The organism is Neobacillus sp. YIM B06451, from assembly GCF_032667185.1.
Classification (GTDB): Bacteria; Bacillota; Bacilli; order Bacillales; family Cytobacillaceae; genus Bacillus_D.
The window spans coordinates 41,885-54,544 of sequence record NZ_JAVFKJ010000014.1 but is presented as its reverse complement, the minus strand read 5'-3'; the positions used below and the strand labels follow the sequence as shown (position 1 = coordinate 54,544).

Annotated in this window: 14 protein-coding genes; 4 read left to right on the top strand and 10 right to left on the bottom strand. The window is 46.5% G+C overall.

From position 1 onward, the window contains the following. Positions 1-86: 86 nt before the first annotated feature. Complete coding sequence (locus tag RB160_RS18975; RefSeq protein ID WP_316572007.1) at positions 87-644, top strand: 5' nucleotidase, NT5C type; 558 nt, start codon at positions 87-89, stop codon at positions 642-644. A gap of 31 nt (positions 645-675) precedes the next feature. On the opposite strand, the gene zur is transcribed toward RB160_RS18975, so the two are convergent. The 3 genes from zur to RB160_RS18960 are packed head-to-tail and all read right to left on the bottom strand — an operon-like array spanning position 676 to position 2,713. After that, entirely contained in the window at positions 676-1,086 is a 411-nt protein-coding gene (zur, locus tag RB160_RS18970; protein WP_316572006.1) for a zinc uptake transcriptional repressor Zur, read from the bottom strand. A 5-nt stretch (positions 1,087-1,091) separates the two neighbouring features. Then, positions 1,092-1,943 (bottom strand): metal ABC transporter permease, encoded by an 852-nt coding sequence (locus RB160_RS18965; protein WP_316572005.1) that lies wholly within the window; start codon positions 1,941-1,943, stop codon positions 1,092-1,094. After that, positions 1,940-2,713 (bottom strand): metal ABC transporter ATP-binding protein, encoded by a 774-nt coding sequence (locus tag RB160_RS18960; RefSeq protein WP_316572004.1) that lies wholly within the window; start codon positions 2,711-2,713, stop codon positions 1,940-1,942. The genes RB160_RS18965 and RB160_RS18960 overlap by 4 nt, the downstream gene beginning before the upstream one ends. Positions 2,714-2,860: 147 nt before the next feature. On the opposite strand from RB160_RS18960, the gene RB160_RS18955 reads away from it, so the two are divergent. After that, on the top strand, positions 2,861-3,115 hold the full coding sequence (locus RB160_RS18955; RefSeq protein ID WP_316572003.1) for a DUF2624 domain-containing protein: 255 nt from the start codon (positions 2,861-2,863) through the stop codon (positions 3,113-3,115). Between the two features lie 110 nt (positions 3,116-3,225). On the opposite strand, the gene RB160_RS18950 is transcribed toward RB160_RS18955, so the two are convergent. Both RB160_RS18950 and RB160_RS18945 read right to left on the bottom strand, forming a co-directional pair. Beyond that, complete coding sequence (locus RB160_RS18950) at positions 3,226-4,119, bottom strand: deoxyribonuclease IV (RefSeq protein ID WP_316572002.1); 894 nt, start codon at positions 4,117-4,119, stop codon at positions 3,226-3,228. 36 nt (positions 4,120-4,155) lie between these two features. Next, positions 4,156-5,469, bottom strand: a complete 1,314-nt coding sequence (locus RB160_RS18945; RefSeq protein WP_316572001.1) for a DEAD/DEAH box helicase — start codon at positions 5,467-5,469, stop codon at positions 4,156-4,158. 211 nt (positions 5,470-5,680) lie between these two features. Here RB160_RS18945 and vrrA point away from each other — a divergent pair, with 211 nt between their 5' ends. Continuing rightward, complete coding sequence (gene vrrA / locus RB160_RS18940) at positions 5,681-6,301, top strand: VrrA/YqfQ family protein (protein ID WP_316572000.1); 621 nt, start codon at positions 5,681-5,683, stop codon at positions 6,299-6,301. A gap of 211 nt (positions 6,302-6,512) precedes the next feature. Continuing rightward, positions 6,513-7,469, top strand: coding sequence for a 4-hydroxy-3-methylbut-2-enyl diphosphate reductase (locus RB160_RS18935; protein ID WP_316571999.1), 957 nt, complete (start codon positions 6,513-6,515; stop codon positions 7,467-7,469). Between the two features lie 38 nt (positions 7,470-7,507). Here the strand turns inward: RB160_RS18935 and RB160_RS18930 are convergent, their stop codons facing one another. From RB160_RS18930 to rpoD, 5 genes are all read right to left on the bottom strand, one after another. Continuing rightward, positions 7,508-8,623, bottom strand: coding sequence for a Nif3-like dinuclear metal center hexameric protein (locus RB160_RS18930; protein ID WP_316571998.1), 1,116 nt, complete (start codon positions 8,621-8,623; stop codon positions 7,508-7,510). Then, a complete protein-coding gene (locus RB160_RS18925) occupies positions 8,601-9,329 on the bottom strand; it encodes a tRNA (adenine(22)-N(1))-methyltransferase (RefSeq protein WP_316571997.1) in 729 nt (242 codons plus the stop codon). The genes RB160_RS18930 and RB160_RS18925 overlap by 23 nt, the downstream gene beginning before the upstream one ends. Positions 9,330-9,454: 125 nt before the next feature. Next, positions 9,455-9,820: a cytochrome c550 gene (gene cccA / locus RB160_RS18920; protein WP_316571996.1), complete on the bottom strand. Its 366-nt coding sequence runs from the start codon at positions 9,818-9,820 to the stop codon at positions 9,455-9,457. 235 nt (positions 9,821-10,055) lie between these two features. After that, on the bottom strand, positions 10,056-11,198 hold the full coding sequence (locus RB160_RS18915; protein WP_316571995.1) for an acyl-CoA dehydrogenase: 1,143 nt from the start codon (positions 11,196-11,198) through the stop codon (positions 10,056-10,058). Positions 11,199-11,537: 339 nt separating this feature from the next. Continuing rightward, a complete protein-coding gene (gene rpoD, locus RB160_RS18910; RefSeq protein WP_316571994.1) occupies positions 11,538-12,659 on the bottom strand; it encodes an RNA polymerase sigma factor RpoD in 1,122 nt (373 codons plus the stop codon). Position 12,660 lies beyond the last annotated feature (1 nt).

Sequence of the window (12,660 nt, the reverse complement as noted above, 5' to 3'; positions counted from 1 at the left end):
ATGGACTACAAAGCATAGGATTTTTGGTAAAATAAGATGATAACTGCCGGCTGGCGGACTGATAGTGACAAAAGGAGTTTTCATACATGAAAAGAATTGGAATTGATATCGATGGGACAGTAACATCGCCTTCAAGCATTTTGCCTTATATAAACAGAGAGTTTAAGCTTAATGTTACTCTCGATGATGTGAAGGAATACGATCTTTTGCATCTTGTGGACATTCCAAAGGAACAGTTTGCCGAATGGTTTAAAGGGGCGGAGCCCGAAATTTACAAAAGATCCCCGCTTGCTGAAGGTGCCAAGGAAGTCCTCAAAGAGTGGGCAAACAGCTTCGAGCTTTATTTTATTAGTGCCAGGGCATCCCATTTGCTTGATTTGACAAGGCAATGGTTCACGGAAAACGAACTGTCTTTTCACCATATTGAATTGATTGGAACACACAACAAAATCGCGACAGCCAAAAAATACAATGTCGATTTATTTTTAGAGGACAAGCATGATAATGCGGTTTCCATCCATGAGGAATGCGGGATTCCTGTTTTATTATTCGATACACCGTATAACCGCGACCCCATTCCAGAAGGCGTCATACGAATTGCGAGCTGGCATGAAGCAAATGATTGGATAAAAAAATGGAAATAAAAAACAGCCTCTTCATGGGCTGTTTTTTGTTTTATAGGCATTCAGGGCATCTTCCATATATTTCAAACTTATGTCCTGAGACATCATAGCCATTCAGGTCTTCACCAAGCCCCTCCATCGGGCATGTCCCAAGTTCCTTGGTCTTCCCGCAATCCAGGCAGATAAAGTGGTGGTGGTGCGAAGTCCTTGAGCAAGTGAACCGAAAATGCTTTTCTCCCGAAAGGTCCGTTGTTTCAAGTATTCCTAACTCGGCAAATAAGGATAAATTTCTATATATCGTATCGAAACTGAGGCCGGGGTACTCCCCCTTAAGCCTCTCAAGGACATCCTTCGCTGTTAAATATTTATCGCTATCTGAAAACAACTGGAGCATTTCTTCCCTTTTACCAGTATGCTTATATCCTTTTTCTTTTAAAAAATCAAGCGCTTCGTTAACATCCATTCCAATCACCCCTGTGCGAATCTTCTCTTTAAGCCCGCTTTTTTAAAAATAATCACGCCAGCCAAAATCGCAATCGCCAGAAGGACAATCGTTCCGCCTGGTGCCAAATCGAGATAATAAGCGGCAAAAAGGCCGCCAAAAACCGAAACTTCCCCAAACGCCACTGATAAAAAGATTGCCTGCTTAAAGCCCTTTGCGATTCTCATGCTAGCCGCGACCGGAAGAGTCATAAGCGACGAAACGAGGAGAATGCCGACAATCCTCATGGACGCTGCGATAACAAGTGCGACCATTACAATAAAAACAAAATGGATTGCCTTTGAAGGAATGCCTGATGCCTTTGCATGTTCTTCGTCAAATGATAACAAAAACAATTCCTTGTAGAGCAAGGCAACAACCGTAACAACAAACACGCTGATAGCTGCAATAGTCACGACATCCACCCGGCTGACAGCCGTAACGCTCCCGAATAAATAGCCAAAAAGATCGGAATTGAATCCATCAGCGAGCGAAATGAAAATAATACCTATCCCAATCCCTCCGGAGAGGATGATAGGAATGGCCAGCTCCTGATAATGCTTATACACGCCGCGCAGTTTTTCAATGAACAGGGACCCAGCCACCGAAAATGCCATACCCATATACAAAGGATTGATAGCTCCTGAAAGGCCTAGCTTTTTCTCAATAAAGAGGCTTGCGGCGATGCCGGATAAAGTAACGTGGCTTAATGCATCCGCGATGAGTGACAGGCGCCTGACCACAATGAATACTCCCAAAAGCGGCGCGATTATCCCAATGAGGGCCCCGGAAAGAAACGCATTCTGCAAAAATTCATAACGTAGGATTCCGCTTATCATCTTCCCGCCTCCTCATGATGATGGTGGTCAAGAAGATGGATACCGTGTCCGTAAATCTCGGATAGCCCTTTTTCTGCAAGCTCACTAAATTCGCCCGCTTCACCGTGGAAATGGAGGTATTTATTCAGACAGGCAACGTGTGAAACCGTTTCGGAGATAGTCCCAATATCATGTGTCACGAGCAAAAGGGTGATTCCCTGCTCTTTATTCAATGTTTCAAGCATGTCATAAAACACATCGACGCGCTTCGCATCGACGCCTACTGTTGGCTCATCCAGAATCAGCAGTTCCGGGTCGCTAACGAGGGCTCTTGCGATAAACACCCTTTGCTGCTGGCCGCCAGAAAGCTCCCCGATATTTTTCCGGGAAAACTCAGCCATTCCGACGGATTCCAGGGCTTTTTGAACCTTTTCCCTGTCACTGCCGCGCATAAAACGGAACAGGCCGATTTTCTTTGTCAGACCGCTCGAGACAACTTCCTCAACGGTAGCGGGAAAGCCTGAATTAAATGAGTTTGCCTTTTGGGAAACATACCCTATTTTATCCCATGCGGAAAAAGAGCCAATCGGTTTCCCGAAGAGCCGAATTTCCCCTTCCTGGGGATCGAGGAGACCGAGGATCAATTTCAGAAGGGTTGACTTTCCGGATCCATTTGGTCCAACTATTCCGAGAAAAGCACCTTTTGGTACGGTTAGATTGATATCTTCAAGGACTTTTTCCTTTTCGTAACGATAAGAAAGCGCCCTTGTTTCTATAACTGGAACTGCCATATAATCACCTTAATTTTAAGAATCATTCCGATTTACGTATTGTAGTATAACCCAGTAAGGGCTTATTGTAAAGCCGCCCATCCCCAAAGGTATTTTTTTGCACTGTTTTTCCAAGATGAACATACATTAGGAAGGGGAGTGATAAGAATGAAAATTTTCGAAAATATTATCAACCATAAAATCAACACAATAACAACGGACGAACTGCTCAATTACGCAGCCCAGTTCGAGATAGCCATCAGCAAAGGCCAGGCAAACAAGATTGCCACATACTTAAGAGGAAGCCACGTTAATATTTTTGATAACGCCCAAAGAACTTCAATTATAAAAGAAATCGCCAAAATTTCCGGCCCTGATACAGCCCGGGAAGTAAATAAACTTTTTCTAAAATTTACGAGTTAAAAATCCAAACAAAAGAAGCCTTCTGCCCTGCGCCCTGGAGCGTAGACAGGAGGCTTCTAAAACTTGTTGGCGCATATTTATAATCCGTTCCTTTTTACCAAAGCTGATGGCTATACATGTGCCGGAAGGCCTTTCAGGCTTGGGTCGAAAACCTTGTTCCGAAGCATTTCGATTTCATGCTTATACGGAGGCTTTTGGTTTTTCTTGTCCTCCCCGACATATGGGGTTTCAAGAATTTTTGGAACGTGGATCAATTGGGGATGATGGACAATCTTGGATAGCGCATCAAAGCCGATATGGCCGTATCCGATATTTTCATGGCGGTCCTTCCTCATTCCAACAGCATTCTTGCTATCGTTGATATGAAGGACTTTCAGCCTGTTAATCCCGATGATTTTGTCAAATTCATTAAGGACGCCGTCAAAGTCGTTTACGATGTCATAGCCCGCATCGTGTGTATGGCAAGTATCAAAACAAACGGACAACTGGTCATTATAGATAACCCCGTCCATAATCATCGCCAGCTCCTCGAACGTTTTTCCGCATTCCGACCCTTTTCCGGCCATTGTTTCAAGAGCTACCTGAACTTTTTCCTTGCCGGTCAGCACCTCGTTCAACCCTTCAACAATCTTCCGGATGCCTTCTTCCGTACCTGCGCCGACATGGGCGCCCGGGTGAAGGACGATTTGCGTAGCACCAATCGCTTCGGTCCGTTCGATTTCGGAACGCAAAAAGTTTACACCCAATTCATATGTTGCCGGATTGACCGTATTCCCGATATTGATGATGTAAGGAGCATGGACGATAATCTCATCGATTCCGTTCTCCTCCATATGCCTTCTTCCTGCCTCAATATTTAGCTCCTCAATCTTTTTCCGTCTTGTATTTTGCGGAGCCCCGGTATAAATCATAAATGTATTTGAACCGTAGGATACAGCTTCCTTGCTGGCCGCAAGCAGCATATCCTTCCCACTCATCGATACATGAGAGCCAATTTTCAACATATTCGCTTCTCCTTCCGCCAGGTCCTTTTCCCCTGCCTATTTCTTTTTGTTCAGCCGGCTTTGCCTTTTCTTTATTTTGGCTATTTCGGCATTCATCTTTTTCTTATAGCCGGGTTTCACCTTGCCCGGCGCCTTGACCATCGATTTGGCAACCCTATCGGCTTCATCCGCCGTTTTCTTTCTACTTTTCCGTTTGTTCCGTTCGGCAATTTCAACGAGGCCATCCTTCCCGAAGTCAACATGCCTGAAGCTGATACCCATCTTTTCCAGCCTATTAAGGGCGTCTTCATCCGATGTATCATATACGGTTAAAGCGATGCCGGAATAACCGGCCCTTGCCGTCCTGCCAACCCTGTGGATATAAAAATCCAGATCAGTCGGCAACTCATAATTGATTACATGGCTGACACCTTCAATGTCAATTCCGCGAGCAGCTAAGTCGGTCGCCACAATGTATTGATATTCCAAATCCTGGATTTGCTTCATCATCTTTTTTCGTTCGCGCGGATTGAGGTCGCCATGGACCCTGCCAACTTTCAACCCCTGGCCGATCAGGTAGTCCGCTACTTCGTCAGCCATTTTCTTTGTATTTGTAAATACGATTGCCAGGTACGGATTGAAGGCACGGAGAACCTTCAATACGATTTCTTTTTTGTTTTTATGCCTTGAAGGCAATAGCCAATGCTCCAGGTTTTCCGCGGCTTTCTTTCTTGGCTCGATATGGATATATTTTGGGTTTTCCATATATTTTTTTAAAAAAGGCTTTAGCTTTTCAGGAATCGTCGCCGAGAAGACAAGCATTTGAAGCTTCTCAGGCATTCTTGAAGCGATCTTGTCGACATCTTCCAGAAAGCCCATGTCCAGCATCAAATCGGCCTCGTCGATCACAAGCGTTCCTGCGGTGTGAACGAATAAAGCCTGTTCCTGAATAAGGTCATTGATGCGGGAAGGAGTCCCGACAACGATGTGCGGTTGGACTTTCAGCTTCTCGATCGTCTTTTGCTTGTCCGTTCCGCCGATGTAATTGCGGATCCTGATTTCTTCGGGACCGTCGTAATGTTCGGCTGCTTTTAAAAACTGGTGATAAATCTGGCTCGCCAATTCCCTTGTCGGAGCGGTGATGACCGCCTGTACCTCCTGGCGTCCCGGGTCAAGTTTATCAAGAATCGGCAGCAAGTATGAATGAGTTTTTCCTGTCCCTGTCCTTGACTGCCCAATCGCGCTTTCTCCCTTCAGGGCGGCAGGAATCATTTGTTCCTGGATTTCAGTCGGTTTTGTGAAGCCTAGCGACCCCACGGCTTCTATAAGAAATGGTTTAAGCTTGAATCGTTCAAATTGGTTTCCACTCATTTTATTGCTCCTTATGCTCAATTGATGGAACATTCTTATCCATCCTGTAATTATAGTAGAGTTTCCGCTAAATCTCCACCAGAAACGATGTTAGTTTCATCTTTTACAATTTCCATGCTTTTCATTAAGGTTTCCTTCTAATTAGGTTCCTTAACATTATTGAAAAAACTGCATAGTTTAAAAAGAGGATATTTTTTGAAAGGAGACTGTCATGATGCCACCTATTCCGTATATGCGGAGGCAAGGGGGATTCGGACGGATGCCAATGGGAGGGCCGCCGTTCGGAAGGCAGCCGGGATTTCCAGGCCCGCAACGGCCACCCATTATGGGTCCGATGAACCAAATGCAAAGACAGCCGTCGAGAGGGGGAGGACTCCTTGCAAGGCTGTTTGGCAGGTCTGGCTCTGGCCCAACCCGGGCGGCAGCCGGGCGTGGAGGGGCTGCCGCAGGCGAAGCAGGGGCCAGTTCTGTGCTGAAGACGCTTGGAAATCCGGATGCAATTAATACTTTTCTTGCGAATACCCAAAATGTACTTAACACCGCCCAACAATTTGGCCCATTAATTGAACAGTACGGACCGCTCTTCAAAAATCTGCCTGCCATGTGGAAATTGTACCGCGGCCTTAAAGATGCAGATGGTGACAAAGCAACCCCTTCAGACAAAGCTTCCGTAAAAGAAACACAGGGAACCAGCCAGGCAAAGGCAGCAGCTTCAAACAAGCCCCAGGAAAGCCGCAAAAAATATAATCCCGTTCATTCCACAGGAAAACCGGCCGGGGAAACCAAGTCAGAACCTCCAAGGGGAAAATCTAGGCCAAAACTCTTTTTTTAATAACTTTGACACCGACGATGATACTTGGAAGTTTTCTTTACGGAGAGAAATAATTTTCATGGTTTAACACAGTTTCTAAATTAATCCTAGCGGGCGCCAATATGGTGCCCGCTTCCATTTGCCCTGTGATTTTTTACACTTTGAAGTATTTCTCCAACTCCTATATACTATATACATAGTATTGAGTCAGACCTTGACAGGAGGCACTGTTATGAAAGTCATTAAAATTTCCCCGCGGGGCTATTGCTATGGCGTTGTAGATGCCATGGTCATTGCCAGAAATGCGGCATTAGATAAATCACTTCCCCGACCTATCTATATCTTGGGAATGATTGTCCATAATAAACATGTTACGGATGCGTTTGCCGAGGAAGGCATTATTACCCTGGATGGCAACAACAGAAGGGAAATACTCGAAAAGGTCGATAAGGGAACGGTCATTTTCACCGCTCACGGAATTTCTCCGGAAGTTCGTAATCTGGCTAAGGAAAAGGGGCTTGTCTCCCTTGACGCCACCTGCCCTGACGTCACCAAGACGCATGAACTAATCCGCGAAAAAGAAGCGGAAGGTTATAAAGTTATTTATATCGGTAAAAAGGGCCATCCCGAGCCAGAAGGCGCTGTTGGCGTTGCGGCGCCAGGTACCGTCTTTCTTGTCGAAACTTCCGCTGATGTAGATGCCCTTGAAATTAAGCACGATAAAATCATCGTTACAAACCAGACGACGATGAGCCAATGGGATGTGGCCGATATCATGGATAGGGTAAAAGAAAAATACCCTCATGCCGAAGTCCACAGGGAGATTTGCATGGCCACCCAGGTACGCCAGGAAGCTGTTGCCGAGCAGGCGGGCGAAGCGGATGTCCTGATTGTCGTAGGAGATCCAAAAAGCAATAACTCCAACAGGCTCGCCCAGGTTTCAGAAGAAATCGCGGGAACGAAGGCCTATCGGATCGCCGATATCACAGAGCTTGACCTTGAATGGCTGAAGGATGCTTCCACCGTGGCGGTTACAGCAGGAGCTTCGACTCCAACGCCGATTACGAAGGAGGTCATTTCCTTCCTTGAACAGTATGATCCGGAAGACCCTGCAACGTGGGACAGAACAAAAAATGTCCCGCTTTCCAAAATCCTTCCAAAAGTAAAAAATCCTGAACTAAAACTTTAATTTAAAAAACCGGCTGAGCCAGCCGGTTTTTTTCTTTCTTAAATAACATTGAATGGATCAGTATCAATCTCCGACGGAAGGACTTCCGCGTCATAGCCCGCCTCCGCGCAAAGGCCTGCAAGGACGGAAGCAAGACCCTTTTTCATTATTTTTTCAACATTGTGCCCCGGGTCGACGATATTCAGCCCCAGCATCAGAGCATCTTGGGCGACATGGTAGTATATATCCCCAGTAACATACACATCCGCACCTTTAAATTTCGCCTGGGAAAAATACTTATTCCCATCACCGCCAAGAACGGCCACTTTTTTCACCTTGGCATTAAGATTCCCAACAACCCGAACCGCTTCCACCCCAAGATCCGCTTTCACTTTTTCAGCAAACTCACGAAGTGTTATTTCTTTAATTGTCCCAATTCTGCCTAGGCCTAGAGTGGTCCCTTTATTTTCTACCGGGTAAACGTCATAGGCAGGCTCCTCATAAGGATGAGCCTTAGTCATGGCACTCACAACCTTTTTCGCCAGCCTTACGGGCACAATGGTTTCTATCCGAACTTCTTCAACCTCTTCAATCCTTCCCTCACTTCCGATGAACGGATTGGTGCCCTCCCCCGGAAGAAACCTTCCCGTCCCTCCTGTTGAAAAAGAGCAATGGCTATAGTTGCCGATTGCGCCGGCACCGGCATTCCCCATCGCTTCCATTACCTGGCCAGCATGCTCGTGCGGTACAAAAACGACAATCTTTTTCAACTGTTCTTCATATGTAGGGACTAGCACTTCGGGATTTTCCAAGCCTAGGGCTGCAGAGAGCATGTCATTGACGCCGCCGTTGGCTACGTCTAGATTCGTATGGGCTGCATAGACGGAAATGTCATGCTTGATTAATTTTTCAAAAATCCGCCCTTGGGGCGTATCGGTTGCAAGTTTCGCCAATGGCCTGTAAATTGGCGGATGGTGGGCGATTATTAGCTGTACGCCTTTTTCAATCGCTTCGTCAACGACTTCCTCAACCAAATCCAGGGCAATCAAAACCTTGTCAACCGGCCTGTTCAGCTGTCCAATCTGCAGGCCGATCCGATCCCCCTCCATGGCGTATTCCTTTGGTGAAAAAGATTCCATCAGCCGAATCAATTCATGCCCGTTTATTTTTTTCATTTGCAAGTACCTCCTCCACCATCCTGATCTTGCGAAACAATTCTTCTTTCTTCGTATCTACTTCCGCCGACGGCTGAGCCTTATCCAGCTGGGACAGCACCCTCTGCCAGTTCTCTTTTTCAAGACTCCATTTTTTAATAAAGACACTTTCTTTACGTTTTAGCAAAAACGGGCCAAATAAAAGCCCTCGTTCCATATCAGCCTTATATGGAGCTTCGGGATCCCCTTTATCCGCCGCCAGCACCTCATAAATTTTGCCGTCCTCCTCAAGAATGGCCTCATCAATAAGCTCCCAACCGTTCCTGTAGAGCCACGCACGGACAGAATTGGCCCCGACATTAGGTTGAAGAATCAACCTTTTTACACCTGGAAGCTTTTCTTTTCCAGCCTCCAGAATATCGGAAATCAGTGCTCCTCCCATTCCCGCTATCGCAATGCAATCGACTTCCCCAGGTTTAAGAACATCGAGACCGCTTCCCAATCTGACCTCTATCCTATCCTGAAGGCCTGTTGCATCCACCTGCCTTTTCGCGGACTCGTAAGGCCCCTTAACCACTTCCCCCGCTATAGCCGAGGTAATATGCCCCTGTTTCGCCAGGTGGCAAGGCAAATAGGCGTGGTCAGAGCCAATATCGGCAACACTCGCGCCTTTCGGGATAAAAGAAGCAACTGTCCCAAGGCGTTTTGATAATTGTTCAACATTCAAATTAAGCACCACTTTTCCATTTGACGTCTTCTACAAGTATAAAAAAAGTCCTTTACAGATGCAAAGGACATGGTAAATGTTAAAGCTGCCCATCGAAAGGACCGGGCAGCTTTCATATTTGGATATTATTTCTTTTCGGCAAGCCATTTGGCCATGGCGTCAGCATCGGCTCCCTTTACAAGACCGCCAGGCATACTAGTACCTTTTCCGTTTAGCAAGATATCCTTAATTTCTGCCTCATCAAGCCTTGAACCGACATCGTCCAATTTAGGGCCCATACCTCCCTCGAGATTGCCCCCGTGGCAGTTGATGCAGCTCGCGGATTTGTAAAGTTCCTCAGGCGTTGCGGCTACCTCAGACTTTTCGCCGCCCTTCTTATCGCCATCAGCAACTTCCTTCATGTCGCCAAGCCCCTTGAAGGAAAGCAAGAACATTAACCCGATTCCCATTACCATGATTAGAATAAATGGAATTACTGGATTGCGATTCATGAAATACCCCTCCCTTATGTACGAACAAATGCGTGTAATATTCAAACAACTACTATTTTAGCCCATTATTGTCAGAAGGAAAAGCATTTAAGTTACTTTTGTCACATTTTATTCTGGTGAATACTGAATCTTGCCTTTTCCCCATCTTGTAAAGAATGTAATCCTTTTTTTGAAAAAAGGAGGCTGGCTGTAAATATCCCAGCCAGCCTCTTTTTAAGATGCCATACTACCTGAATTAGCTGCAGCCGATCTCCCTTGCTATCACAATTCGCTGAATTTCCGATGTTCCTTCACCAATTTCCAGCAGCTTCGCATCCCTCATATACCGCTCAACATGATAGTCCTTCATATAGCCGTACCCACCATGGATTTGGACAGCCTGGTCGGTGACCTCCATGCAAATTTCCGATGCATACAGCTTGCACATCGCCGCTTCCTTCGTAAATGGCTTACCTTTGTCTTTAAGCCAGGCAGCCTTATACACCATTGTCCTAGCCAATTCGATTTTCATCGCCATATCGGCCAGTTTGAACTGGATGGCCTGGAAGGAAGAAAGCGACTTGCCGAACTGCTTTCTTTCTTTCGCGTACTGGCGTGCCTTGTCATAGGCTGCCTGAGCGATTCCGACAGCCATCGCCCCAATTCCAATCCTGCCTCCGTCAAGGGTGATTAAGAACTGCTTGAACCCTTCTCCCCTTTTCCCAAGAAGATTTTCGGCCGGAACCCTTACATCTTCAAGGACAAGTTCCGTTGTATTGGATGAATGCAAGCCCATTTTTTCATAGTTGTCGATAACCTTGAAGCCTTTTGCATCCGTAGGAACAATAATGGCGCTAATTTCCTTGCCTCCTTCTGATTGGCCAGTTACCGCGGTCAAAGCCAGATGCTTTGCATAGCTTGCATTTGTAATAAAGCACTTACTCCCGTTGATGACCCATTCACCATTCTCTTCTATTGCAGCTGTCCTTGTTCCGCCCGCGTCGGAACCAGCGTTTGGCTCTGTTAGGCCAAAAGCTCCGAAGGATTCGCCCGTACAGATAGGGGCGAGGTATTTCCGTTTTTGCTCCTCGGTCCCGAACATATTGATTGGCGCGCCGCCAAGGGAAATATGGGCTGAATATGTGATCCCGGTAGATCCGCATGCCCTGCTAAGCTCTTCGGTTACAATCGCGAAGCTTATTGTATCCGCTCCGCCACCGCCATACTCTTCAGGGAAAGGAAGCCCCATAATGCCCATTTCTCCAAGCTTTTTAAAAATTTCATGAGGGAACTGTTTTGTACGGTCCCTCTCCAAGGCACCTGGCGCTACTACCTCATCGGCAAACTCCCTAATTGTCTTTTTTATCATTTCCTGCTCTGATGTTAAATTGAAATCCATGAGTACCCCCCCAAGTGCTATGTATGCGCTTTCTTATCCATTATATGGCGGGATATTTATTTTCTCAACATTTATAACTTTTTGAAAAGAGTATATAATTAAAAAAAGCCTCACTTAGGCAATTTGCATTCTGATTCCAGTTTAAGTAAAATGAAGCAATAAGAAAAGCAGAAGCGCCCGTTTAAGGCGGTGGGCGCTCCTCGGAAAAGAAGAACACTTTTCCTTCGTGCGATGCGGTGCTATGCTGCCGTAGTGTTCCTCGTGGAGTTAGACAAGGCAAAAAAAAAGAGCCTGCCTTTCGGAAAAGGCAAGCTGCATATCCTTGGGGAGAAGCCCCTTTTATTCAAGAAAATCTTTCAAGCGTTTGCTTCGGCTTGGATGCCTCAATTTTCTGAGGGCTTTTGCTTCGATTTGCCTGATACGCTCCCTTGTCACGCCAAAGACCTTCCCGACTTCTTCAAGCGTCCTAGTCCGGCCATCATCAAGCCCGAACCTGAGGCGCAGTACATTTTCCTCGCGGTCGGTCAGCGTATCGAGGACATCCTCGAGCTGCTCCTTCAATAATTCGAAGGCAGCGTGTTCGGAAGGCGAAGTCGCATCCTGGTCCTCGATGAAATCGCCAAGATGGGAGTCATCTTCCTCACCAATTGGCGTTTCTAATGATACAGGCTCCTGCGCAATCTTAAGAATTTCCCTTACTTTGTCCGGAGTAAGGTCCATGTCTTCGGCAATTTCTTCCGGAGTTGGTTCGCGTCCAAGATCCTGAAGCAGCTGACGCTGTACCCTGATGAGCTTGTTGATTGTCTCAACCATATGGACAGGAATCCGGATGGTCCTGGCTTGGTCCGCGATTGCGCGGGTAATCGCCTGGCGGATCCACCATGTTGCATATGTGCTGAATTTAAAGCCTTTGCGGTAGTCGAATTTTTCAACCGCCTTGATCAATCCCATATTCCCTTCCTGAATCAGGTCAAGGAAAAGCATGCCGCGGCCAACATACCGCTTGGCGATGCTGACAACCAGTCGGAGGTTCGCTTCCGCAAGACGGCGTTTCGCTTCTTCGTCCCCGGCCTCGATCCGGTTGGCAAGTTCGATTTCCTCCTCTGCGGAAAGCAAGTCGACTCGTCCGATTTCCTTCAAATACATTCGGACAGGATCATTAATTTTTACACCGGGAGGGACACTTAGGTCATTAAGGTCGAATTCCTCGTCATCGTCTTTTGATATTTGCTTTGGATCCGCCTCTTCATTATCTCCGACCAGGTCGATTCCCTGGTCGCCAAGATATTCGTAAAACTCATCCATCTGGTCGGAATCCAGGTCATAATTCGCCATTCTTTCAGCTATATCGTCATAGGCAAGGTGGCCAACTTTTTTACCCAGTGCTGTTAATTGGTCTTTCACTTGTTCAACGGTCAACTCATTCTCGACCTCGTTTGACCGTGCTGATTTTTCAGCCATA